This window comes from Paenibacillus sp. GD4 (assembly GCF_030846225.1).
Taxonomy (GTDB): domain Bacteria; phylum Bacillota; class Bacilli; order Paenibacillales; family NBRC-103111; genus Paenibacillus_G; species Paenibacillus_G silviterrae.
On record NZ_JAVCYK010000001.1, the window covers coordinates 3815924 to 3840815 of the forward strand.

At 53.4% G+C, this 24892-nt stretch carries 26 protein-coding genes and 1 other annotated feature; of the genes, 25 read left to right on the forward strand and 1 reads right to left on the reverse strand.

Annotated elements, in window-relative coordinates:
- Positions 1-79: 79 nt before the first annotated feature.
- From RAC89_RS18490 to RAC89_RS18520, 7 genes are all read left to right on the forward strand, one after another.
- Positions 80-220 (forward strand): hypothetical protein, encoded by a 141-nt coding sequence (locus tag RAC89_RS18490; RefSeq protein ID WP_306615199.1) that lies wholly within the window; start codon positions 80-82, stop codon positions 218-220.
- On the forward strand, positions 217-1086 hold the full coding sequence (locus RAC89_RS18495; protein WP_306615200.1) for an RluA family pseudouridine synthase: 870 nt from the start codon (positions 217-219) through the stop codon (positions 1084-1086). The genes RAC89_RS18490 and RAC89_RS18495 overlap by 4 nt, the downstream gene beginning before the upstream one ends.
- A gap of 103 nt (positions 1087-1189) precedes the next feature.
- Complete coding sequence (locus RAC89_RS18500) at positions 1190-2257, forward strand: LysM peptidoglycan-binding domain-containing protein (protein ID WP_306615201.1); 1068 nt, start codon at positions 1190-1192, stop codon at positions 2255-2257.
- Positions 2258-2702: 445 nt separating this feature from the next.
- Positions 2703-5369: a valine--tRNA ligase gene (locus tag RAC89_RS18505; protein ID WP_306615202.1), complete on the forward strand. Its 2667-nt coding sequence runs from the start codon at positions 2703-2705 to the stop codon at positions 5367-5369.
- A gap of 7 nt (positions 5370-5376) precedes the next feature.
- Entirely contained in the window at positions 5377-6732 is a 1356-nt protein-coding gene (locus RAC89_RS18510; protein WP_306615203.1) for a bifunctional folylpolyglutamate synthase/dihydrofolate synthase, read from the forward strand.
- A 7-nt stretch (positions 6733-6739) separates the two neighbouring features.
- Positions 6740-8125: a UDP-N-acetylmuramate--L-alanine ligase gene (murC, locus tag RAC89_RS18515; RefSeq protein WP_306615204.1), complete on the forward strand. Its 1386-nt coding sequence runs from the start codon at positions 6740-6742 to the stop codon at positions 8123-8125.
- Positions 8126-8270: 145 nt separating this feature from the next.
- A complete protein-coding gene (locus tag RAC89_RS18520; RefSeq protein WP_306615205.1) occupies positions 8271-9584 on the forward strand; it encodes an SPOR domain-containing protein in 1314 nt (437 codons plus the stop codon).
- Between the two features lie 108 nt (positions 9585-9692).
- On the opposite strand, the gene RAC89_RS18525 is transcribed toward RAC89_RS18520, so the two are convergent.
- Positions 9693-10964 (reverse strand): N-acetylmuramoyl-L-alanine amidase, encoded by a 1272-nt coding sequence (locus RAC89_RS18525; RefSeq protein ID WP_306615206.1) that lies wholly within the window; start codon positions 10962-10964, stop codon positions 9693-9695.
- A 171-nt stretch (positions 10965-11135) separates the two neighbouring features.
- On the opposite strand from RAC89_RS18525, the gene RAC89_RS18530 reads away from it, so the two are divergent.
- The 18 genes from RAC89_RS18530 (at position 11136) to obgE (ending at position 24850) form a co-directional block, all read left to right on the forward strand.
- Positions 11136-11378, forward strand: a complete 243-nt coding sequence (locus RAC89_RS18530; RefSeq protein WP_306615207.1) for a DUF4321 domain-containing protein — start codon at positions 11136-11138, stop codon at positions 11376-11378.
- 68 nt (positions 11379-11446) lie between these two features.
- Positions 11447-12049 carry a Maf family protein gene (locus RAC89_RS18535; protein ID WP_306615208.1) on the forward strand — a complete coding sequence of 201 codons (603 nt, stop codon included), beginning with the start codon at positions 11447-11449 and terminating at the stop codon, positions 12047-12049.
- Positions 12050-12104: 55 nt separating this feature from the next.
- Positions 12105-12794: a RadC family protein gene (gene radC / locus RAC89_RS18540; protein ID WP_306615209.1), complete on the forward strand. Its 690-nt coding sequence runs from the start codon at positions 12105-12107 to the stop codon at positions 12792-12794.
- A 43-nt stretch (positions 12795-12837) separates the two neighbouring features.
- Entirely contained in the window at positions 12838-13872 is a 1035-nt protein-coding gene (locus RAC89_RS18545; protein WP_306615210.1) for a rod shape-determining protein, read from the forward strand.
- A 67-nt stretch (positions 13873-13939) separates the two neighbouring features.
- The gene (mreC, locus tag RAC89_RS18550) at positions 13940-14800 is read left to right on the forward strand and encodes a rod shape-determining protein MreC (RefSeq protein ID WP_306615211.1); all 861 of its coding nucleotides are present in this window, start codon (positions 13940-13942) and stop codon (positions 14798-14800) included.
- Positions 14801-14814: 14 nt separating this feature from the next.
- Positions 14815-15342, forward strand: coding sequence for a rod shape-determining protein MreD (gene mreD, locus RAC89_RS18555; RefSeq protein WP_306615212.1), 528 nt, complete (start codon positions 14815-14817; stop codon positions 15340-15342).
- A gap of 69 nt (positions 15343-15411) precedes the next feature.
- Positions 15412-16062 carry a septum site-determining protein MinC gene (gene minC / locus RAC89_RS18560; RefSeq protein WP_306615213.1) on the forward strand — a complete coding sequence of 217 codons (651 nt, stop codon included), beginning with the start codon at positions 15412-15414 and terminating at the stop codon, positions 16060-16062.
- A 30-nt stretch (positions 16063-16092) separates the two neighbouring features.
- Positions 16093-16890 (forward strand): septum site-determining protein MinD, encoded by a 798-nt coding sequence (gene minD / locus RAC89_RS18565; protein ID WP_284637895.1) that lies wholly within the window; start codon positions 16093-16095, stop codon positions 16888-16890.
- A 6-nt stretch (positions 16891-16896) separates the two neighbouring features.
- A complete protein-coding gene (locus RAC89_RS18570; RefSeq protein WP_306615214.1) occupies positions 16897-18045 on the forward strand; it encodes an FtsW/RodA/SpoVE family cell cycle protein in 1149 nt (382 codons plus the stop codon).
- 108 nt (positions 18046-18153) lie between these two features.
- Positions 18154-18405, forward strand: coding sequence for a hypothetical protein (locus RAC89_RS18575; protein ID WP_306615215.1), 252 nt, complete (start codon positions 18154-18156; stop codon positions 18403-18405).
- A gap of 130 nt (positions 18406-18535) precedes the next feature.
- Complete coding sequence (locus RAC89_RS18580; RefSeq protein ID WP_306615216.1) at positions 18536-19375, forward strand: M23 family metallopeptidase; 840 nt, start codon at positions 18536-18538, stop codon at positions 19373-19375.
- Positions 19362-20273 carry a M50 family metallopeptidase gene (locus tag RAC89_RS18585; RefSeq protein ID WP_306615217.1) on the forward strand — a complete coding sequence of 304 codons (912 nt, stop codon included), beginning with the start codon at positions 19362-19364 and terminating at the stop codon, positions 20271-20273. Before RAC89_RS18580 ends, RAC89_RS18585 begins: the two co-directional genes overlap by 14 nt.
- Before the next feature lie 59 nt (positions 20274-20332).
- On the forward strand, positions 20333-21583 hold the full coding sequence (locus tag RAC89_RS18590; protein ID WP_306615218.1) for an Rne/Rng family ribonuclease: 1251 nt from the start codon (positions 20333-20335) through the stop codon (positions 21581-21583).
- A 71-nt stretch (positions 21584-21654) separates the two neighbouring features.
- Positions 21655-21741 (forward strand) — a sequence feature (ribosomal protein L21 leader region).
- Positions 21742-21755: 14 nt separating this feature from the next.
- Complete coding sequence (gene rplU / locus RAC89_RS18595) at positions 21756-22067, forward strand: 50S ribosomal protein L21 (RefSeq protein WP_306615219.1); 312 nt, start codon at positions 21756-21758, stop codon at positions 22065-22067.
- Between the two features lie 9 nt (positions 22068-22076).
- Positions 22077-22415, forward strand: coding sequence for a ribosomal-processing cysteine protease Prp (locus tag RAC89_RS18600; protein ID WP_284637906.1), 339 nt, complete (start codon positions 22077-22079; stop codon positions 22413-22415).
- Between the two features lie 6 nt (positions 22416-22421).
- Positions 22422-22733 (forward strand): 50S ribosomal protein L27, encoded by a 312-nt coding sequence (rpmA, locus tag RAC89_RS18605; RefSeq protein WP_306615220.1) that lies wholly within the window; start codon positions 22422-22424, stop codon positions 22731-22733.
- Between the two features lie 185 nt (positions 22734-22918).
- A complete protein-coding gene (locus tag RAC89_RS18610) occupies positions 22919-23536 on the forward strand; it encodes a Spo0B domain-containing protein (protein WP_306615221.1) in 618 nt (205 codons plus the stop codon).
- Between the two features lie 12 nt (positions 23537-23548).
- Entirely contained in the window at positions 23549-24850 is a 1302-nt protein-coding gene (gene obgE / locus RAC89_RS18615; protein ID WP_306615222.1) for a GTPase ObgE, read from the forward strand.
- Positions 24851-24892: the final 42 nt, after the last annotated feature.

A 24892-nucleotide genomic window follows, 5' to 3' on the forward strand; every position in this document is an offset into this window, starting at 1 on the left:
GAATGAAACCGATTGCTTTGTGAGCACTCCTCCTTTTTGCTAAAATACGAAATAGCTAATGAAGAGCGGAGGCTGAAGAATGCTGGAACGATATAGCTTTTATGGCGTTACGTTGGAATTGATTCTGGTTATGGGACTCTTCTTTGCGGTATTCGCCTTTATTCTGGGGGGGACCTATTGGTATACGGTCCGAAAGCCCGATCAAGGTGATGAGACATGACGAGGAACGGACGGCGAAAAGGAGAATGGCTGGAGTGGACGGCGGATCAGGAGATCCATGTTATAGAAGAACTGGAGCCGATGCTTCCGGTGCAGAGTCCGTATCTTCGCAAGCTGGAGCGGACGGGAGGTCTTTCCTTCAAGGGGAAGCGGGTTCGTCTTCGCTTGTTTCCGGAAGAGCCGCTACAATATATGCCCGAGTGGTCGGAGATAGACATATTATATGAGGATGATTTTTGTTTGGTCGTGGACAAGCCAGCCGGGATGAAGGTGCATCCGACGAAGGAAGGGGAGACAGGAACGCTGCTCCAGGCGGTCGGTTGGCATGTTCAGGCAGCCGGCGAAGCCTGCAGACCGCGCCATATTCATCGGCTCGATGAGGACACGACGGGTCCGGTGCTTTTTGCCAAGTACGATTGGGCACAGCTTCAGCTGGATGCGGCGATGCGGGAGAAGCGTATTGACCGTAGGTATGTTGCGATCGTGCATGGCGAGCTCCGGCAGGCGAAAGGCAGGATCGATGCCCCGATCGGAAGAGACCGGCATCACGCCACCCGGCGCCGCGTCTCGACGACCGGAGATCCGGCAGTGACGCACTATGAGCTCGTGGAGCGGCTGCAGGGGGCCAGTCTTGTCCGGCTGAAGCTGGAAACCGGCCGAACGCATCAAATCCGGGTACACCTGAGCCATTTGGGTCATCCTCTGATTGGAGATACGCTCTACGGCGGACGCAAGCAAGGACTTGAACGGCAGGCTCTGCACGGGGAGAAGCTAAGCTTTCCGCATCCTTGGACAGGACAACCTATGGAAACGGAAGCTCCGTGGCCCGCCGATTTTGACGCGCTGTACCGCTTTTTGAAAAAATAGTAGTCATGCTCCTCCCTCTAAAGCCATATAGATTGTAAAGACGATGACGCTCATGCTCTTTCTTTACACAAGAAAGGTAGCTATATGGAGGGAGGATATCAGCTTGACAAACGGACAAAGCGGTTTGCGATTCGATATTTATGAGAGAGTGCAATTGAACGAAGGTGTAGCTCCTATTCGTGAGCTGGAGGGTGTAGAGCTGACACCGCATATTCAGGTGATACCACAGGGGGAACAAGCTCTGCTAAGGGGCAATTTATTGCTTTCCGGCACCTACGTGGACGATCAGGAGCGCGGTGACCAAACACTGGAGCATTTGATTCCTGTGGAAATTACATTGCCGCTTAGCCGCGTGCAGCGAGTAGAGGATATTTCCGTAGAAATCGAAAATTTCGATGTAGACCTGTTGTCATCCCGAAGCCTGAATATTACCGGCGTGCTTTCACTGAATGGCGTTGAGCTGGCGTCGGCTCCCGAGGAGAGCGAATGGAGGGAGCAGGAAGAAGAGGTCGTTTTCATTCACGAAGCGGCTGCCCCTGCGAAGCCTCAGCAGGAGATCGTCGCTCCTGCGGAGCCTGCGGCCAGAGAGCAGGAATCGGCGTTCTCCGCTTGGACAACACCTGCCGAGGTTCGCGAAGAATTCGTGCAGGAGGAAGCACCGGTTGGTGCGGAGGCACCGGAAGAAATTGCAGCGGACGATGTCATCGACGTGGACGCGGAGGCGGAGGAGCTGGAAGAGGAGGAGGCCATAACGGTTGCGGCTGCTCCTGCACAGGATGAGAAGAAGGAGATGAAGATCGCCTTCGGCAGCAAGAACGGCACGGTTCCGCTGGATGTGCCTGCCTCAGCGCCTGTAACCTCCGGCAGCTTCGGTCTCACTACGCTGCTGAAAAAAGCAACAAGCGGCAATTTTGAGCCGCGCCAGCAGGAAAGCGCCGTCGCCGCACCTGAAGCGCCTGTAGAGAAGGTGGAATGGAAGAAGCTGCTCCTAAGCTCCATGAATGAAAATCAGGAGTTCCGCCGCGTACGGATGTATATCGTTCAGAAGGATGATACGCTGGAGACGATTGCCAAACGATATGAGCTTAACCCGAGGGAGATCGCGCTGTTTAACCGTTTAGGGGACAGCGAGGTGTCCGCCGGACAAATCGTCTACATACCCAAATCGTAAAAAAAATCCCCGGCTGGCCGAAAACAGGCTTGGCCGGGGATTTTTTTGGCAATAATATCAGTGTACGAATATTGACTCTACAGGTAATGTTGTTTATCATATCTACAAGAATGAAATATTTGCTTAAAAACGTCGAAAGGGAATAGTAAGCCGTTGCCCCTTCAGAGAGCGGAAATGTTACGCTGAGAGTTTCCGCAGGATCAGGCACCTGCCCAAGTCGCCCCGGAGTTGCCCTATCGAATTCAGATTCATGCATGGCATGATGCTGATTAGAATCAGGCCGGCTGCAGCCGTTATCTGCTTAAGTGCCGTAGGATGACCGCTAATGCGGGTAGCGTTAGTTCATTGTACGGAATAAAGGTGGTACCACGGAAGATCAGCTTTCGTCCTTTGCGGCGAAGGCTTTTTTTGTTTTTTAGAACGATTCGTATGGAGGTAGCTAGCAATGGAAGAAAAAACAACAACCGTTGGCACGACGATGCCCACGACCTATGACCCGAAGGAAGCGGAGCAGAAATGGTACGATTACTGGTTGAAGGGTGAATACTTCAAGGCAGGCCAGCGTAAGGATGCGAAGCCGTACACGATTGTTATTCCGCCGCCGAACGTAACGGGGATGCTGCATATCGGACATGCGCTGGATTGTACGCTTCAAGACATTATGATTCGCACCAAGCGGATGCAAGGATACGATGCCTTGTGGCTTCCTGGCTCGGACCACGCGGGAATCGCAACGCAGACGAGAGTGGAACAGAAGCTCCGTGAGGAAGGCGTAACCCGATATGACCTCGGTCGCGAGAAATTTCTGGAAAAGGTATGGGAATGGAAGGAGCACTATGCGGATGCCATTCATGCCCAATGGGCGAAGATGGGCTTCTCGCTGGATTATTCGCGTGAGCGGTTTACATTGGATGAGGGACTGTCGAAGGCCGTTCGCGAGGTATTTGTCCGTCAATACGAGAAAGGCCTCATTTATCGCGGCAACTATATAATCAACTGGGATCCGGCGGCACGGACGGCGCTATCGGATATCGAGGTCGAATACAAAGAGGTTCAGGGCGCCCTCTACCATTTGAAGTACCCGGTGAAGGACAGCAATGAATTCATCGTAGTGGCTACGACGCGTCCGGAGACGATGCTGGGGGATACGGCCGTGGCTGTGCATCCTGAGGATGAGCGCTACAAGCACCTGATCGGCAAAACACTGGTGCTGCCGATTATCGGCCGGGAAATTCCGATTATCGGAGACGAGTACGTGGAGAAGGAGTTCGGCAGCGGCGCGGTCAAAATTACGCCGGCGCACGACCCGAACGATTTCGAGGTGGGCAAGCGCCACGACCTGCCTCAGGTGCTCGTAATGGACGAATCCGGTACAATGAACGCGAATGCGGGTAAATACCAAGGGATGGACCGCTTCGTCTGCCGCAAGCAGATTGTTGCCGATATGCAGGAATCCGGCGTACTGATCAAAATTGAGGAGCACGTGCATCAGGTAGGCCATAGCGAGCGGAGCGGCGCTGTCGTTGAGCCGTATTTATCGACGCAATGGTTCGTAAAGATGAAGCCTCTCGCAGAAAGAGCGGTAGAAGCTCAAAAGTCCGGCAACGGGGTCAATTTCGTACCGGAGCGTTTCGAGAGAACTTACCTGCATTGGATGGAAAATGTACGTGACTGGTGTATTTCCCGACAGCTCTGGTGGGGTCATCGGATTCCGGCATGGTATTGCTCGGATTGCGGAGAGACGACAGTTTCCCGTGAGGACGCAACAGCGTGCTCCCATTGCGGCGGAACCCATCTGCGCCAGGATGAGGATGTGCTGGATACCTGGTTCAGCTCGGCGCTGTGGCCGTTTTCCACACTCGGCTGGCCTGAAGAAACAGAAGATCTGAAGCGGTTCTACCCGACAAGCCTTCTGGTTACCGGTTATGACATCATCCCCTTCTGGGTATCCCGGATGATCTTCAGCGGTCTGGAGTTTACAGACCAAATTCCGTTCAAGGATACACTGATTCATGGTCTGGTTCGTGACAGCGAAGGACGCAAAATGTCGAAATCTCTTGGGAATGGCGTGGATCCGTTCGATGTTATCGAGAAGTATGGTGCGGACGCAATGCGTTTCATGCTATCGACGGGCTCCACTCCGGGTCAGGATCTCCGCTTCCGTTGGGAGAAGGTTGAGCAGGCGAGAAACTTTGCCAATAAAATTTGGAACGCTTCCCGCTTTGCCCTGATGAATCTGGGTGATTTCAAAGCATCGGATATCGATCTAAGCGGACAGCTCGGCACGGCGGACCGCTGGATTTTGCACCGCTTGAATGAAACGGTTCGAGACGTTACCCGTTTGATCGATTCTTATGAGTTTGGCGAGACAGGGCGTTTACTTTACAACTTCATCTGGGATGATCTTTGCGACTGGTATATCGAGTTCAGCAAACTTAGCTTGTACGGTACGGACGAAGCGGCCAAGAAGACTACGAAATCTGTACTGGCTTATGTTCTCGACAGAACGCAGCGCTTGATCCACCCGTTTATGCCGTTTATTTCCGAGGAAATATGGCAGCATTTGCCGCATGATGGCGAAACCATCACACTGGCATCGTGGCCGGTGTACGAGTCGGCATTTGAAGCGCCTGAGGCGGTTCGCGAGATGGAGCTGCTGATGGACATTATTCGGAATGTGCGTAACATCCGTGCCGAAGTGAATGTACCGATGAGCAAAAAGATCGAGCTGCTCGTGAAGCCGTCCGGTGAGGATGTCGAAGCCATCCTGAAGCGGAATGAGGACTATGTACAGCGCTTCTGCAACACCTCTTTGCTGGAAATCGGCACGAACGTCGCTTCGCCGGAAAAGGCAATGACCGGTATTGTGACAGGTGCTGAATTGTTCCTGCCGCTTGCCGGCTTGATCGACATTTCACAAGAGGTGGCACGGCTGGAGAAGGAGCTTCAAACCCTTCACGGAGAAGTGGAGCGGATTGAGAAAAAGCTTGCGAATGCGGGCTTCGTAGCTAAGGCGCCTGCCAAGGTCATTGAAGAGGAAAAAGCGAAGCTGGCCGACTATGCCGACAAGCGCGACAAGGTCATCGCGCGGATCGCTGAGCTGAAAGGGTGAACCGGCCATGAGTCAGTTTGAATCGGCGAGGGAAGCCGTTGATTGGGTAACTCGCTTTATTCCTACAGTAGGCATTAAGCCGGGGCTAAAGCGGATGGAGCGTATCATGGAGCTGCTGGAGCATCCGGAACGGAGGCTTAAATTCATTCATGTAGCAGGTACGAACGGGAAGGGCTCGGTATGCGCATATTTGACTGAGATTATGAAGACGTGCGGTTATCATGTGGGGACGTTCACGTCCCCGTATATCGAGAAATATAACGAGCGTATCCGCATCAACGGCGAGAACATTTCGGATGAAGATTTGCTTGCTACCATTAACAAAATCAAGCCGGCTATCGATGCCGTTGCCGCGACCGAGCTTGGTCAGCCGTCCATGTTTGAAATTTCGACGGTAATCGCCATTGAATATTTTGCCCGTGAGGCGTGTCCTGATTACGTCGTCTGGGAGACCGGGCTGGGCGGACGTCTGGACTCTACGAATATCGTAACACCGGTCATCTCCGTCATCACTAATATCGGTCACGATCACATGGATGTGCTCGGAGATTCTTTGGAGCAGATTGCTGCGGAGAAGGCGGGCATTATTAAATCGGGCGTGCCGGTCGTCAGTGCTGTGGAGCAGCCGGAAGTCATTCGGGTCATTGAGGAGACGGCGAAGGCGAAGAAAAGTACGCTGTACCTCCTAGGACGCGAATTCCATTTCGAGACGCTGAGTTCGCAAGAGAACGATCAACGCTTCCGGTTCCAAGGAACATTCCGGAATGTACCGGAATTAAGCATTTCCATGAATGGGGCGCATCAGCTGAAGAACGCTTCCGTAGCATTAATGACCATCGAGGTGCTACGGCAGTATTACGCATTGATTGTGGAAGATGAGGATTTGCAGAAGGCGATGAAAGAGGCTTTCTGGCCGGGGCGACTGGAGCTGGTGTCGAGGGAGCCGCGCATCCTAATCGACGGGGCTCATAATCCCGAAGGGGCCGAGGTGCTGGCCGGCGCGTTGAAGGACACGTTTTCCTACACAAAACTCCATTTTATGATGGGCATGCTGGGGAATAAGAATCATACAGGCTATTTCCGGCATATACTACCAATAGTGGATACACTTATCCTTACCGAGCCGGATTGGCATAAGAAGGCACAGGCTGCCGAACTCGCCGGGCTGGCCAGGACGCTGCTTGCGGAGATCGGTCGCACCGACGTGGAAGTGATCGTGGAACCCGACTGGAAAACGGCGCTTGAGCTTCTGAAACGTCGTACGGCACAGGACGACCTGGCTGTCGTTTCCGGCACGTTATATTTGATAGGGGATGTTCGATCCTGGATCAACCATCAAACCGATTCTGAAAAAGGCTGGTGAGAGCGGCGTGAATACAGCAGAGCACATCCATTTTATCGGCATCGGCGGCTATGGCATGAGTGCCATTGCCAAGGTCATGCTGGAAATGGGCTACCAAGTTTCGGGATCCGATTTGGCGCAGCAGGAGCTGACGGAAAAGCTGGTCGCCAAGGGGGCGCAAGTGTTCATCGGACACGAGGCGCAAAATGTGAAAGGAGCCGACGTGGTCGTTTATTCAACCGCATTGTCTAAGGACAATGTAGAGATGGTCGCGGCGGAGGAGCTGAATATCCCGATTCTGCACCGTTCACAGATGCTCGCCAGGCTGATGAATGCGAAGAAGGGAATCGCCGTTGCGGGAGCGCACGGGAAAACTACGACATCCTCGATGATCGCCTTGGTGCTGGAGAAAACGGGGACGGACCCGACCTTCATTATCGGCGGCGAAATTATGAATGTCGGAAGCAATGCCAAAGCGGGTAAAGGTGATTGGGTCGTAGCGGAGGCCGATGAAAGCGACGGTTCCTTCCTGCAGTATCAGCCTTTGATCGCTCTAGTGAATAATATTGAAGCGGATCATCTGGAAAACTATGACGGAAGCTTTGAAAATTTGAAAAAAGCGTACGCTCAGTTTTTAAGCCAGGTTAAGGAAGACGGCAAAGCCGTTGTCTGCAAGGACGATGCGTTTTTGCAGGAGATGATTCCTCAAATCAAAAGCGAAGTGATAACGTACGGAATCGATACCGATGCCGACGTCATCGCCCGTAATATTGAGCTGGGGGACCGGAAGGTTACCTTCGAGGTTGTTCGTAACGGCACGCCGCTGGGTACCATCCAATTGTCGGTGCCGGGCCGGCACAATGTTTATAATGCCATGGCTACCTTGATCACGTGCATGGAAGCGGGACTCACCTTCCAGCAGGTGGCGGATGCGATAACGGATTTCCGCGGCGCCAAACGCCGCTTTCAGGTGCTTGGCGAGGTGGATGACATTCTGGTCATCGACGATTACGCTCACCATCCGACGGAGATCGAAGCGACCATTCAAGCGGCCAAGGCGACAGGAAAGCGCATTATCGCCGTGTTCCAGCCTCAGCGCTATACGCGGACGTACTTCCTGTTCGAGCAGTTCAGCCGGGCGTTCCCGGATGCGGATGAAGTCATTATCACGGACATTTACTCTCCGGCGGGAGAGAAGCAAATCGAGGGCATTACCTCGGCGAAGCTGGTCGAATTGATCCGGCAGAACAGCAACACCAATGTGAGCTACATTCCGACCAAGGAAGAGGTTCAATCGTATTTGCTTCGTCATGTGCAAAGCGGAGACCTTGTTATTACCATGGGGGCCGGGGATATATGGAAAGCGGCGCATGGGCTTGCTCATGCGTTGGAGGAACGGAACGCACCCAACTGATATGCGTCGAAATGCCTTCTTCAGCCAAACCCATGGGGTTGCTGGGGAAGGCATTTTTTGTTTTTTCTCTCCCGGGAGAAGTTCTATTTGTAGGACAACTCTCATAGTCTAGTAACACAAGAACGGACAAGGGAGAGTTGAGGCAATGAACAACGCTAAGATGACATTTCGATTCGATCACCCGAAGGGCAAGCCGGACAAGCGAAGGGAAACGGCGCAGGAGTCTAAGGTTATTCCGCTCAACGTGGAGGAGTATCACGTGCATGAAGAACGTGCAGAGCGAGTTGAGTATGCGGAGAACAAAAGCTCTGTGCCCGCGAATCGGGATTTTATCGACGCACAGACGCTGAATCAATATACGAGTGATTTTGGCGGGTGGCAAAGCTCGTTCGATGCCGAAACCCAGCGCATTGAGCAGATGATTCGCAAATCGGGGGGCGCCGTCTCCCGAGAGCCCGCACATACGGACCGCCGTGAGCATCCTCTGGGGAATGAGCCGCTGCGTGATCACCGGTGGTACGAGCCGGAGGAGCCGGCACCTTATACAAGACGTACCGGCGGCTCTTGGCTGAAGGTGACGGCATCGGTAGCCGGCGCGGTCGTGACGGGAGTGGCCTTTGGGTTTTTCGTGCTCTCCATGTTCTCCGAGAACGGAGGGCAAAATCCGCTGAAGCCGCTGGACGGCGTAGTCGTGAATCAGCAGAAGGATCCGAAGGCGGCAGGAGCGGGCACGACGAATGATGCGGCCGGTGGGGCAGCGGCGGGGCAGGGAACGGGAACCCAGACATCCGCGCCCGTAGCTGCGGCGTCAAGCTCGACGGCTACCGCGAGCGTCATTTTGGCCGCCAAATCGTATGCGCTGCTTCAGGGCGGCGTCTTCAGCACAGCGCAGAGTGCGGAGACCGCACAGGCCGACTTCCGGAAGAAGGGCTTAAACGCCGTTAGCGAAGCGGGGGAGAAATATCCGGTCTATGTAGGGGTTGCGATGAACAAAGAGGAAGCGAAAGGATTGACCGCGCATCTGCAAACAAAGGATGTGCCGGTCGTCGTAAAGAGCTACGAGATCCCCGGTGCGACGAAAATCCGTTGGAACGGCAAGCAAACGGAAGTGTTCCAAAACTACATGTCCCAAGGGGATAAGCTGGTGCAGCTGATTCTCGGCCAAACGCTCCTACATGCGACCGAGGCTAAACCGACGCCTCTGGATGAGAAGGCCCTGCAATCCATTAAATCTGCGCATCAGGCATGGTCCGGTTCCGTCTCAGCCGTAAGCGACGGCTTGGGTGAGGCTGGAAAGACCGCGCTGCCGAAGATGAACAGCGCATTGAATACGGCGGTGAATTCGTTAGACGAGTACAAGAAGAACCCGTCGAATGCTATGATGTGGCAAGCTCAAGCTTCGCTCATGCAGTATATCGTAGCGGAGAAGGAACTGCTGAAATCCATCACGGTACAGTAAGTCAAAAAAACCTCCAGGAGTCAGAGCCTTATAGGGCTTGGTTCCTGGAGGTTTTTGGTTTTAGAACTCCGTCATGTGACAATAGCAGCTCATGAAGCTGCGGCGGCGCTACTTCGCGCCGGCCTGCTTCCGGCTCTGAACGTAGCGGTCGAGCAGCGCCGCGGCCTCGGCCCGCGTCATGGTCTTCTCCGGCATAAACCGCGTCGCGGTTACGCCGTCGACCCAGCCGGCCGCCTTCAGGCCGGCAACAGCCTGTGCCGCCCAGTGCCCGCGCGGCACATCCTCGAACGGCTGCGCTCCCGCGGCAGCCGAACCCCCCGCGAGCCGCTGGAGCATGGCGGCCACCTCGGCCCGGGTCACGGGCCGGTCGGGTCGCAGCGTGCCGTCGGCGTAGCCCTCCAGCACGCCGGCCTTCACCGCCTTGTCCAAGGCGGCGAAGGCCCAATGCCCCGCGTTCACGTCCTTGAACGCGGAGGCTCCGGCGCTGCACGAGGCGGCATCGCCGTACACCTGGCCGGCTACCGTTGCGCCGGCCGAAGAGCCCGTCCCGCAGCCGGCCGGCAGCGGGAACAACCGACCCAGCAGCGTCATCCATTCCGCGCGGGTCAGCACACGGTTCGGCTCGTATTTCTTGCCGACCCCTTCCACGATACCCTGCTCCTTCAGCCGCAGGATCGCTTCACGGGCCCAATGTCCCTTGGTGTCCGGGAACACATAGCTCGGATCATCGGGCGGCAAATACGCCTCGATCCCCTTGGCAATCGCCTCCGCCATCTGGTCACGTACCTCCGGAGTGGCCAGCAGCGCCGCATCGGAGGCATTGGAGAGGAAGGCCGTCTCCACCAGGATGCTGGGAATGGTACCCATACGAACAACATACACGGCGCTTGGAAGCAAGCCGCGATTCTCCGTCCCTACGGACTCGACGAACGCATCCAGCACCTTCTGCGCGGCATCGCGGCTTTGAGGAGTAAGCTGTTTCATCTCCTCGCTGGCCGGGTAACTCTCTTGAGGATAAGCATCATCGTAGTACAGCACCATCGTGCCGCGGACATTCGAGCTGGGATAGGAATTCGCATGAATGGACACGAACAGGTCCGCGTTCTGGGCATTCGTGAATTCAACCCGTTCCTTAAGCGATAGAAACACATCCGTATCGCGGGACATGACCACCTCGTAGCCCCGGCTGACAAGCAGATCCCGCAGCTTCATTGATATATCGTAATTTACTGTTTTTTCCTGTAGTCCGTTCACACCAATCGCACCCGGATCATACCCCCCGTGACCGGCGTCCACTACGATCTTCGCAGCGTCCGCAGACATGGGCGATGTCAGTAAGCTCAGCGACAGCAAGGCGCTCAGCATCCATGATTTCCGCATGTGTGGCATCACTCCTTCCGTTTCATTTTACTTGCTTGCAAGACTCCTGTAAGCAGGTAAGATTGTCCAAGACAATCTCCCAAACATCGCCGCCGATATGCTAAAATGAGAGAATCGTCTACCGTATGGCCGGGGACGTTTGCAACATCATAGAAAGAGGTATCCTAATTCATGAAAAAGAATACTTTTACACTTCTCTTCCTGCTGATTATCGGTCTGGTGGCCGGCACCTTGCTTGGACAATTGCTGGCCCCCGTTCCGGGAGCAGCCTTCCTAACCAAGACAGTGGATTTATCGTGGGAGCCGAAGGCCGATCTGCTGGTGATCAAGTATGATTTGACCTTGCATATCCGTCTTAGCCTGATCAGCATTGCAGGGCTGGCGGCGGGCTTCTGGCTGTACCGGAAGCTGTAGAGCTTGATTGTACATAAACCCTAGAGAACGGGTATCATTCGACAATATTCGAAACGAGGTTTCATTTTATGACGACAAAAACGTTAATTTTGGCATCCTCCTCGCCGCGTCGGCAGGAGCTCATTCGGTCTTTGCATTTGCCTCATGAAATTATCGTAAGCGATGTGAATGAGGACACGGAGCCGGGTCTGTCTCCGGAGCAAATTGTCGAGCAATTGTCCCGACGCAAAGCGGAAGCGGTCTACGAACGTTGTAAGAGGGAAAAGGACAGCATTCGACAAGGCATCGTGATCGGCTCGGATACGATTGTCGTTTTGGACGGAGAAGTGCTGGGCAAACCGGCGGATGAGGAGGATTCTCTCCGCATGCTGCAATCACTGCAAGGACGACCGCACCAGGTGTTCAGCGGGGTTGCCTGCATCGACCTGGCTACGGGAGAGCAGCTTGTATCCCATCAGCGAACGAACGTGTATATGAAACCGTTGACGGAAGAACAGATCCGAAGATACATAAGCACGGGTGAGCCGAAGGACAAGGCCGGCTCCTATGCGATTCAAGGGCTTGGGGCCACGATTGTGGAACGGATTGAAGGGGATTATTTCAATGTCATAGGACTCCCGATGTCGCTGTTGAGCGATTTGCTCGGCCGTTTGGGCGTTACTGTCATTTAAAGGCTCGGCATGCTATAATGGATGCTCAGCCATTTTTAACGAAAGAGGGGAATGCATGGAATCGCACAATTTGACATTGCGCGATGTCCCAAACGAAGAACGACCTAGAGAACGCATGATACAGTATGGGGCTGCGGCATTAAACAATGCGGAATTACTCGCCATTTTGCTGAGGACGGGTACGATTCAGGAATCGGCCGTTCACCTGGGCCAGCGCCTGCTTGCCCAATCCGGAGGCTTGCGAAGCCTGTCGGATTTGAGTCTTCAACAGCTGATGGAAATCAAAGGGATCGGAGCTACCAAGGCGCTCCAGATTATGGCCGGCATTGAGCTGGGACGGCGCATGGCGCGAACGACCCTGGAGGAAACCGTGACGATTCGTTCACCGCAGGATGTAGCCAAGCTTCTCATGGAGGAGCTTCGTTATCTGAACAAAGAGCATTTCGTTTGCTTGTTTTTGAACACGAAGAATCACGTCATCGGGCAGGAAACGCTGTCCATGGGAAGCCTGAACGCTTCGATCGTGCATCCTCGTGAGGTATTCCGCGCCGCGATTAAACGAAGCAGCGCTTCCATCGTATGCGCGCATAATCACCCAAGCGGAGATCCTACGCCAAGCCAGGAGGACATTCAGCTGACAAGGCGGCTTGTAGAAGCCGGGGAGGTCATCGGGATCGATGTGCTGGATCATATCGTCATCGGCGATCACAAATTTGTGAGTTTGAAGGAACTTGGTTTGATGTAATATAATAGTACAATGGTAACGGTTAGAAGGGAGCAATTACCTCATGTTCGGTGGGTTTACTAAAGACCTGGGCATTGACCTGGGAACTGCGAATACATTAGTTTATGTGAAAGGAAAAGGAATCGTCGTACGGGAGCCGTCCGTTGTTGCGATTCGTACGGATACTAAGACGATTGAAGCGGTCGGTGACGACGCGAAGAAAATGATCGGCCGTACGCCGGGCAACATTCGCGCCGTTCGTCCGATGAAGGACGGCGTTATCGCCGATTTCGATACGACGGCTACGATGATTAAATATTTCATCAGACAGGCCCAAAAGCAGCGTTGGATGTTTCAGCGCCATCCCAGCGTGATGGTATGCGTGCCTTCGGGCATTACGGCTGTAGAGAAGCGCGCCGTCGAGGATGCTACAAGACAAGCGGGCGCGCGTGACGCGTTCACGATTGAAGAGCCCTTCGCGGCTGCAATCGGCGCAGATCTTCCCGTATGGGAGCCGACGGGCAGCATGGTCGTTGACATCGGCGGGGGCACCACCGAGGTGGCGGTCATTTCCCTCGGCGGGATCGTTACCAGCCGTTCCATTCGTGTGGCCGGAGATGAAATGGACGAAGCGATCATTCAATACATTAAGCGCACATATAATCTGATGATCGGGGAGCGAACGGCGGAGCAGATCAAGCTTGAGATCGGTTCGGCACTGACGATGGATCCGGCGATCAAGTTCGAGATTCGCGGACGTGATCTGGTCAGCGGCTTGCCGAAGACCATGTCCATCACCTCGGACGAAATTACCGAGGCGTTGGCCGATACGGTCAACAGCATCGTCGAAGCGGTTAAAGTGACGCTGGAGAAATGTCCTCCCGAGCTTTCGGCGGATATTATGGATCGAGGCATTGTGCTTACCGGCGGCGGCGGTCTGCTGCGCAATCTGGATAAGCTGCTTTCCCGCGAGACGGGAATGCCGGTGCTTGTCGCGGACAATCCGCTGGATTGCGTTGCGATCGGCACGGGACGCGCCCTGGAGAATATTCACCTGTTCAGAACAAGATCCGGTCCTACAAGCAAGTCCAAACGATAAGGTAACAGAATGCAGGGAAGCAAGCGAACAAGGTTTGCTTCCCTCTTTTCGCGGGAAGGTGTAAGGATTGAAACTGCTGGGGAACAAGAGGCTGCTCATATTGATGCTCGGCCTAATTTTATTTATAACGATTATGGGGCTGACCTTCGGCAACCGGCAGTACATGAGCTGGCCGGAGAAGTTTCTGAAGGACACGGTAGCCTGGACGCAAGGTCTGCTGTATAAACCCGCTGGTTATATAGCGGGTTTCTTTGAGGATATCCGCACGCTGGGTACGATTCACGAAGAGAATAAAGCGCTCAAGCAGACACTGACCAAGTATGCTCGGGATACGGCGCGGCTGAACGATCTGGAACAGCAGAACAAACGTTTGCAGGAGGCGCTTAACTTTACGGAGCGTCAGAAGCAGGCCAATAATTATCGTTTCCGTATTGCCGAGGTGTTGTCCTACAATCCGGACCAGCTGAACAATACGATCACGATCAATCTTGGCGAGCTTGACAACATCAAGCCGAATATGGCGGTTATGTCCGTAGAAGGGCTTGTCGGCCGCGTCGTTCGCGTGTCCGCGTTCTCCTCGGACGTTCAGCTGCTTGTGGGCATTGATGACACGGCTGCCTCCGAATCGAAGGCGATTTCCGTTACGGTGAAGGGCAAGGAAGAATCGTTCGGGGTTATCGAATATTTTGACAAGAATGAGACGCAGCTACTGGTGATGTCCCGGATTGACCCGAATGATAAGCTCGCGGTCGGGGATACGATCATTACTTCCGGACGGGGACTTCTGTTCCCGCAAGGAATCGAAGTCGGCAAGGTAATAGAACGAAAAGAAGGCAAATTCGGTATCGCTCATGAGGCTTACATTCAACCGTTCGCCAGAATGGATCGCCTTCGCGAAGTGTTTGTCGTTGAAGTGCCGGAAGGCTGAGGTGGGGTGATCAGATGAGCCGGATATGGATTTATATTGGTCTTGCCGTCGCCTTTCTTCTGGAGGGCACTTTGCTGCAGTGGCTGGTGCCTTCTGCTTGGCGCTCTCAGATTTATGTTTCACCGCACTTTTTACTAGTACTTATTTTGTATATCGGACTTTATATGAACCGGCATACGGCACTGATATATGGACTTGTCATCGGCTTGCTCCAGGACTTTATCTATTACTCGCCCATGCTGGGACCTATTTCGTTCAGTATGGGCTTAACCGGCTATTTAGCCGGTCTGATGTACGGCAGAGTATATTCCAGCATCGTGGTAGGCATGATGGTGATGGCTCTCGGCAATATGACGTATGATTCGATCATTTATATGCTGTACCGTTTGTTCCGGGTTACCCATGTGGACCTCCAGTGGGTGTTTTTGCATCAGATTTTGCCAAGCATGCTGATCAATTTGCTGTTTGCCCTCGCCATTTACGTACCCATCCGCAAATACTTCGAGAGCCTGCCGCTTCGGTCCTCCGAGCAAACCGAATAATTTTTGCTTTCAAGCAGGAGAAAGGCGACAGAAAGCCGAATTGTATACGCTTAGGGGGTAGGAGCGTTTATGTCGGCAGTCAAGCATCATGTGACGATCAAGGGCGTGAAGGACGGCCTGGTGTTTCTTTTGGACGATACGTGTGAGTTTGCGGAGATCATCTCGGAGCTTCAGCATAAGCTTGAGAAGACGCATCAGCAGATTTTAACCGGACCCATTATCCATGTGCACGTCAAGCTCGGCAATAGATCCGCCACAGAGGAGCAGAAGGAACAAATCCGCAGCATCATTAGTCAGAAGGGCAACCTGCTGATTCAATCGATCGAATCTCAGGATCCGGCGCATACGGTTGCGCAGCCGGATTTTACCAATGTTAAGATCGTGCGCGGCATTGTAAGATCAGGACAAACGCTTGTGCATGAGGGGAACCTTCTTTTCTTAGGCGATGTGAACCCGGGAGGGGCCATCCTCAGCACAGGCAGCATATATATTATGGGTTCCCTGCGCGGGATGGCCCATGCAGGTGTAGACGGCGACGAGCATTCGATCATTGCCGCCTCCCACTTACGGCCGACCCAGCTGCGGATCGGTGGCGTCATCAGCCGGCCTCCGGATGAGTGGGGCTCCGACGAAGCTTATGAGGCTTACATGGAGTATGCCTATGTCAAGGAAGGCAAGATGGAGATCGACAAGATCCATCAGCTGCACAGGCTCATATAAATCAAAACACAGCAATAGAGGAGTGAAACCATGGGAGAGGCAATAGTAATCACTTCAGGCAAGGGCGGTGTAGGGAAAACGACCACGTCGGCCAATATCGGAACAGCCTTGGCTCTGCAAGGGAAGAAGGTCGTCATGGTGGATACGGATATCGGCTTGCGCAATCTTGACGTGGTCATGGGACTCGAGAACCGAATCATCTATGATCTCATCGACGTAGCTGAGGGCAGATGCCGGCTCGGTCAGGCGCTGGTGAAGGATAAGCGCTTCGATGAGCTGTACATGCTGCCCGCGGCGCAGACGAAGGACAAGAACGACATATCGCCGGATGCCGTTCGGCAAATTATTCTTGATCTGAAAAAGGACTTCGAATTTGTTATCATTGACTGTCCTGCAGGCATCGAACAGGGCTTTAAGAATGCGATTTCGGGTGCGGATAAAGCGATTGTCGTAACGACGCCGGAGAATGCGGCCGTTCGGGATGCAGACCGCATCATCGGGCTGCTGGAGAAGCAAGAGGGCATTGAATCACCGAAGCTGGTGATCAACCGGATTCGCGCGAACATGGTGAAGAAGGGTGAAATGCTCGATATCGATGAGATCTGCAGCGTACTGGCCATTGATTTGCTCGGAATCGTTCCGGATGACGAATACGTCATTAAGGCGGCTAACACCGGTGAGCCGACCGTGATGAATCCGAATTCGCGCGCCGCGATCGCTTATCGCAATATCGCACGACGCATTTTGGGCGATTCGGTGCCGCTCCTGCCGATGGAAGAGAAGGCGGGCATGCTGCATAAGCTCAAAAAGTTCATCGGGATAGGATGACGCAAGGTGCTGCACAAGTTTAAAAAGTTTGACCTTTCGATCTTCGTCATCCTCGTTTTATTTATGGTATTCAGTACGTTTCTCGTATACAGCGCCACCCTGCACGATCCTAAAATCGAATTTAATCTCGAGAAGACGATCATTATTTACGTCCTTTCGCTTATTGCGTTTTTTGCGGCTTGTCTGTTTGATTACCGGATGCTCGTGAAAGCCTCGCCGTATCTTTATATTCTCGGCGTTATTCTGCTGGTGGCCGTGTGGAAGTTCGGGATTGAGCGCTACGGTGCCAGAGGCTGGTTCAGCCTTCCCGGAGGACTTGATTTTCAGCCGGTAGAGCTGTTTAAGCTGATTCTTATTATTACCTTGGCTGCCTATATCGCAAGAAGGAAAGGCGAATCCCTTGAGCTGCTGAGGGACGTCATTCCGATCGGCGTCATTGTGCTGATCCCCTTCCTTCTCGTTGTCATTCAGCCCGACCTCGGAAACGCGATTATTTTCATTTCGATTCTTATAGGAATGTACTGGATCGGGAATGTGAGGCTGATCTACGTTCTCGGCGGGATAGTGATCGTCGTAGGCGGACTGTATTTGTTCCTCTACCTGTTCCAAACGTATCACGACCCGATTACGGCCTACTTTGAATCGAAGAAGCTCGGACACTGGGTGGAGCGGATTAATACGTTCGTCAATCCGGATGAAGCTTCCATGGACTCTAAATGGCAGGTCATGAACTCAATGAGAGCTATCGGTTCCGGAGGTTTGACGGGCGAAGGATATCTTGCCGGGACGTCGATTCACAGCAACTTCATTCCGGTGGCCTATACGGATGCTATTTTTGTCGTAGTGGGTGAAGAATTTGGTTTTGTCGGCGCCTCGCTGCTGCTCTTGATGTATTTCGTGCTGATCTATCGTATGATCCTCATCTCGATTTACTCTAATAACTACAGCGGCTCGTATATTATTATCGGGATTGTGTCTATGCTGGTGTTCCAGATTTTCGAAAATGTCGGCATGATGATCGGTATTATGCCGCTTACCGGAATCACCCTTCCGTTCATCAGCTATGGCGGAACATCACTTTTAATCAACATGCTGGCCATGGGACTTGTTATGAGCATTCGAATGCACGATGACGTTCCTTTGGAGGAAGCGTAATGTTACAGTCGGAATCTGCGGATTCCGGCTTTTTTTGTTTGTCGGGGCTGGTTGTGCGGTAAATCGGAACAATTGGGGTACGCTACCTGTAATGGAGGTGATAGGCCTATGTCCTACGGATGTCCTGTATGCAACGGGCTGGAGGAGCTGAGCTTCCCGTGCGAGCAATGCCGGCAAGCTTTGGACGACCAAGGCAGATTGTCCGATTTTTATGATCCCTATTCTCCTTATCGGCCGATAGACGACATCAAGCAGACGAACGGCTATGAGGATCTCAGTACGCATCAATGCATTCATTTGGGTCGATGCAGCCATTGCCATAGAAGCTACACCTTAGCGGTACAGGAGCAGCAGCTGTAAGCGGAGAGAGACCTCGGATTTCCATACGAAACTCGCAGGACAAGGACTAAATGGGCGTACAAGCTCATAAAATGAACTAAACAAGCCTTGTCTTTAGAAGAATCGTAGTTCGGGGGAGGGGCCGCTGGCCATGAGCAGCAAAAATAGCAGAATTCGCGAACGCCGTTATGATCGTATTCGCCAAGTGATGGAAGGGCATGCAGATGTTTTACCTCCGCACCGAGAGATACCAAAGTCCGTACGGCCGGAGGAGGTACCTCTGGTGCTGGATCCCGAGGTGGAATGGAACCGCAAGTGGGAACGCGACTGGCAGGAATATCGACGATATGGGGAGGATCCTCCGAGAGACGACCGATGGGTACCCGGAAAAAGCCGCATCCGGCTCCATCTTGTGCTCAGTGGGGTTCTGTTCGCGATGGTTTGGGGACTATTTCAGGTGGACCACCCGTTGGCGGAGAAAGGGCGCAGCTATGTCAGAGCGGCGCTGACCCATTCGATGGACTTGAATGGCGTTGCTGCTTGGTATGACAAGACCTTCGGAGGAAGCCCGTCGTTCCTGCCTGCAATGAACCCGCTCAAGCATCAGGAAGCCGAGAAGGTGGCGGTCACCGCCAAGCATTACTTTCCGCCCGTTCAAGGGAAAGTAACCGGTTTGTTTCAGCCGGATCGAGAGGGAGTCATGCTGGAGGCCAAAGCAGGCAGTCCGGTGTCGGCGCTGGATACGGGCCGGGTCATCTTTGCCGGTACACGGGAGGGCAGAGGTTATACCGTCATTCTTCAACACAGCGGCAAGATGAAGTCCGTTTACGGTAACTTGGAGCCGGGAGCCGTTCAGGTAGGCGACTGGATCAAAGGGGGGGAGACCGTAGGCGTAATGGCGAAATCCAACGGAGCTGCTGCAGGGCTGTTTTTTGCGGTTTCGAAAAACGATAAGTATGTGAACCCGGCGGACGTGGTTGCGCTTGATTAAGCGGGCGGCACAAATATGGCAGGATTGGTTCGGTGTAAAATACCGGTTTCATCCGCTGTTTTCCATCATGATGCTTATTTCCGTTTTGACAGGGTATTTCGTCGAAATGGCCACCTTATTCGGCATCGTGTTCATACACGAATTGGGACATGTTGCCGCAGCCAAGCAGTTCGGGTGGCGAGTTAAGGAAGTGAAGCTGCTTCCCTTCGGAGGCGTCGCTGTCGTGGATGAGCTGGCCAGTGTGCCGGTAAGGGAGGATGTTATCGTCGCGCTTTCGGGCCCTTTGCAGAATGTTTGGATGACCCTCCTTGCTTATCCGCTCACCGTATATGGCGTTATCCCGGCGGAGTGGGGACTTTATTTCATGGAAGCCAATATTTTAATTGCCCTCTTCAATCTGATCCCTGTCATGCCGCTGGATGGAGGGAAAATTCTTCAGGCGCTGCTCAGCTCCTGGCTGCCGTATCAGCGTACGATTCGCGCGGCAGCCTGGATCGGTCTCTTATTTAGCTCAGGCATGATCGTTGCTGCATTTCTTCATCTGCTTTGGGGCAGCGGAGGGATTCAATTGAACTTTTTGATGATCGGATTATTCCTGTTTTTCTCCAATTGGTATGATTTGCGCGGAACACCGTTTCACTTTATGCGGTTTCTGGTGCACCGGGAGGCATTATTCCGCCGATTGCTGCACAAGGGAACGCTTGCCCAGCCCATTGTGGTAGGGGGAAGACGAAGGGTCAGCGACATTGTCCGCATGTTCATGAGGGAAAAATATCACTTGATCTATTTGCTCGATGAGTATGGAATGATACGCAAGGTCATTCCGGAACAGCGGGTTTTGGAGACGTATTTTGACGAAACCAAGCGAGGAAGCCCTATGGAGGAGCTGTTTCTTTAGTTGCACTGACGGGCATTCATCCCGGGAATATGGTACAATAAGGCCGAGGTGTTGCGGGCATGAAACGCATTTTGGTGCAATGCGATGAGGATATTACCCAAGTGGCCGTTTTGGAGCACGGTAAGCTTGTGGAATTTTATAAAGGTGACCGGGAGCAGAACGGACAGCTTGCCGGCAATATTTATATCGGCCGCGTCGTCAGGGTGCTGCAGGGAATGCAGGCCGCATTCGTGGACGTCGGCTTGGACAAAAATGTGTTTTTGTATATCGATGATCTCCTCCCTGCACATCTTGAGAAACAGCCGAAGGAAAAGCCTCCGATTCATGATTTGGTAAAGGTCGGTCAGACGATCATGGTGCAGGTGGTCAAGGAGCCGGTCGGCGGTAAAGGAGCACGGGTTACGACGCATTTCTCCATCCCGGGCCGCTTTGGCGTATTTATGCCGCTTGCCGATTATATCGGAGTTTCCCGTAAAATCGAAAGTGCCGCAGAGCGCGAACGGCTCAAGAAAATTGCGGAACGCCAGCTGAAACCGGGCGAGGGCTTTATCGTACGTACGGCAGCAATGGGAGAAGCCGAAGAGGCGCTGGCGGCGGATTTATCCGAGCTGCGCCTGCGCTGGAGGTTGATCGAACAGGCAGGCTTGCAGACGGGCGCGGTCCCTCGCAGAATCTATACGGACCTGGAGATGCTGCCGCGGCTTGTGCGGGATTTGTTCCGTGACGACGTCACCGAATTAGTCGTTAACTCGCAGTCGGCGTATCAGCAGATTGAAGCATACGTCATGCCGGGGACCCCCATGCTAACTAAGCGCATTCGTTATGAAGCGGAGCCGTATCTACTCAACCGGCACGGTGTGATGGATCAGCTTGAGCAGGGCTTGAAGCGGAAGGTCTGGCTCGATAACGGCTCTTATCTCATCATTGATAGAACCGAAGCCTTAACCGTATTCGACGTGAATACCGGTAAATATACGGGGTCCGTCGATCTGGAAAGGACGGCCTTCGATACGAATATGGCGGCGGCACGGGAGATTGCGAGATTGCTGCGCTTGCGCGATATCGGCGGCTTGATCGTCATTGACTTCATCGATATGGCCTCCGAGGATTATCGCCAGCAGGTGCAGGACGAGCTTGCGCGCGAGGCCAGCAAGGACCGGACGAAAACTGTCGTGGTAGGCTGGACGAAGCTGGGGCTTGTCGAGCTGACGCGCAAGAAGGTGCGGGAAAGCAAGGAGACCACCGTGCTGGAAGCATGCGCGCACTGCGGCGGCAACGGCTGGATTGCAAAAGCCAAACCGCTGAAGTAGTTTTCTTTTGCAAATAATCGTTGCTTTTTGTCAGGCGGTTGTGGTAATATGTTTGAGTGTGTTGCCGAAGGCGCATGCTGTAACCGCACGAAGCGGGTTTTAAGAGCCGGCTCTTTTGGGTCAAGCCACCTTGCTATTAGGCGAGTCTGAGACATGAGGAGGTGCAACAAATATGTTTGCTATTATCGAGACAGGCGGTAAGCAGTACAAGGTTCAAGAAGGTGATGTTCTTTACATCGAGAAGCTTGAGGCTGCTGCCGGCGATGCTGTAACTTTTGACCGTGTTCTGGTTGTTTCCAAGGAGAGCGGTCTGGTCGTAGGTTCTCCGGTCGTTGCCGGTGCTTCTGTAACTGCTAAGGTTGAGAAGCAAGGTAAAGGCGAGAAGATCATCGTTTTCAAGTACAAAGCGAAGAAAAACTACCGCAAGAAGCAAGGTCATCGTCAGCCTTACACAAAAGTTGTGATCGACAAGATCCAAGCGTAAGGTGAGATTATGATTCGAGTTGCGATTCGCAGAGAATCGGGCGGTCGTATCCAGCGATTTCAGGTGGACGGCCACGCTCAGTATGACGAGCCGGGCAAGGACATTGTCTGTGCTGGCGTATCTGCTGTCACCGTGGGAACCGTGAACGCCATAGAGGCGTTGCTCAAGGTTCAGCTGAAGACACACATGAAGCACGGGCTGCTGAAGGTGGATATTCCTGAACTGGAAGAGCCGCTTCGTGACCAGGTGCAGCTGCTGCTGGAATCGATGGTTGTTATGCTGCAGTCGATCGAACAATCGTATGGTGCATATATAGCATTGAAAGACACTAATCAAGCAAGGAGGTAGACTGACATGTTACAATTGAATCTTCAATTGTTTGCTTCCAAGAAGGGTGTAGGTTCCACAAAGAACGGTCGTGATTCCATCGCGAAGCGTCTTGGCGTGAAGCGTGCAGACGGCCAAGCCGTAACTGCTGGAAGCATCCTCGTTCGTCAACGCGGAACGAAGATCCATCCTGGTAACAACGTAGGCATCGGTTCCGATGACACGCTGTTCGCATTGGTGGAAGGCGTTGTGAAGTTCGAGCGTCTTGGACGTGACCGCAAGAAAGTGAGCGTCTACCCTGTAGCCGCTGCTCCGGTAGCTGCGACGGTGGAAGCGTAATAACATCACGAAGCATAAACCCTGGCGATACTTATGTCGCCGGGGTTTTTTGTACTTGTGACGGTCGGCCGGCGAACTCATCTTTGGAAAGTAACCCGATGTCGTGGTATAATATAATTTGGTGAAGTTTGCCGCTCACCGTGGTATACTTTGGAAACCAAAGATGAACGGAGAGGTAAGCGGAAATGACGTCGAAGACGAATGAAGCTACGAGGGAGGATGGCTTGATGGAGCCTTCCGACACGGACCTGCGCATGCTGCGCCTATTCAATCACTACCGCCATGATTGGATGAATGACATCCAGATTCTGTTTGGTTATGTAAAGCTTAAGAAATATGATAAATTAACCGATCTAATGGAAAAAATAAAAGAGAAAGTGCAGCAGGAGAGCTATATCTCCAAGCTGGGCGTTCCCTCGCTGATCATGGCGCTGCTGTCATTTAAATGCGAAGTGAAGGAGTTAAAGCTGGACGTCAGTATGGATCATGAATTTTCCATCGGCGATATGGCTTTTGCCCGTTCGGTGGAGGGCTGGATTTTGGGCCTGCTGGCAGCTTTTAAGGAGGAAGCGTCCCTGCTGCCCGATGAAGAACACGAGCTTATGCTCACCTTTTCTTTATCGGATGGCTTACTCCAAGTAAAGTCGGAATACCGAGGCGGATATCGCGAGGAACAGCTGGAGACCGCGGTGCAGGAGCTTGAGCGGGAATGGCTCGGTCCGAGCGGCGCTCAATCGGTTTTCGAGAAACGGGAAGGGTTTGTAGTTTGGACGGCCGCATGGCGAACGGTGACGGATACATAAAGAGGTGACCTGATGTTTGTTGATAAAGCGAAAATTTATGTAAAGGGCGGAGACGGCGGAGACGGTCTTGTGGCGTTTCGCCGCGAGAAGTATGTTCCTGAAGGAGGCCCTGCCGGTGGTGACGGCGGCGACGGCGGTGATGTGATCTTCCGCGTGGATGAAGGTCTGAGAACGCTGGTCGACTTCCGGTACCAGAAGCATTTCAAGGCGACGCGAGGCGAGAAGGGCCGCAATAAAAGTCAGCATGGAGCGAATGCGGACGATATGATCGTTCGAGTGCCGCCCGGTACGGTAGTCATTGATGATGACACACAGGAAACGATTGCGGACTTAACACGTCATGGGCAAGAGGTAGTTATTGCAAAGGGCGGCCGCGGCGGACGGGGGAATACCCGGTTTGCTACGGCGAACAACCCGGCTCCGGAAATTGCGGAGAATGGCGAGGAAGGTCAGGAGCGCTGGGTGGTGCTCGAGTTGAAGGTCATGGCGGACGCAGGGTTGGTCGGTTTCCCGTCTGTCGGGAAATCGACGCTGCTCTCCGTCGTATCCGGAGCTCGTCCGAAGATCGGAGCCTATCACTTTACGACTTTGACCCCGAACCTTGGAGTTGTTGATGTAGGGGACGGACGAAGCTTTGTGCTTGCCGATTTGCCCGGCTTGATCGAAGGCGCGCATGAAGGCGTCGGGCTTGGACATGAATTTCTGCGGCATGTCGAGAGGACGAGAATTATCGTCCATGTCGTAGATATGGCAGCTACCGACGGCAGAGATCCGTTCGAGGACTGGCAGAAGATTAACGAAGAGCTGAAGCTTTACAACGCGCAGCTGGAGGACCGGCCGCAGCTGGTGGTGGCCAATAAGATGGACATGCCGGAGGCTGAAGAGCATTTGGCGGAATTCCAGCGGAGGCTGTCGGAGCAGCGTCCCGACATTACGGTGTACCCGATCTCTGCCGTGGCGCGCAAGGGTGTTCAGGAGCTGATGTACAAGATCGCGGACATCCTTGAGACGATCCCCGAAACGCCTCACGTGGAAGAAGTCACCGAGGTGCAGGAGCGCAAGGTGTACCGCCTGGAGAAGAAGGAGGACGATGACTTTACGATCAAGCGTGATAACGACGTATTTGTCATCGAGAGTCCGAGCATCGAGAAGCTGATCAAACGCACGAATTTCAGCACTCACGAATCTGTGATGCGTTTTGCTAGGATCCTTCGGAAAAAAGGGATTGACCAGGCTTTGCGCGAACGCGGGGCGGAGGATGGTCAAACCATTCGCATCGGTGATTTTGAATTTGAATTCGTTGAACAGGAATAATGAAAAACCCGTTTCTCACATCAATGTAACATGTGAGGGGCG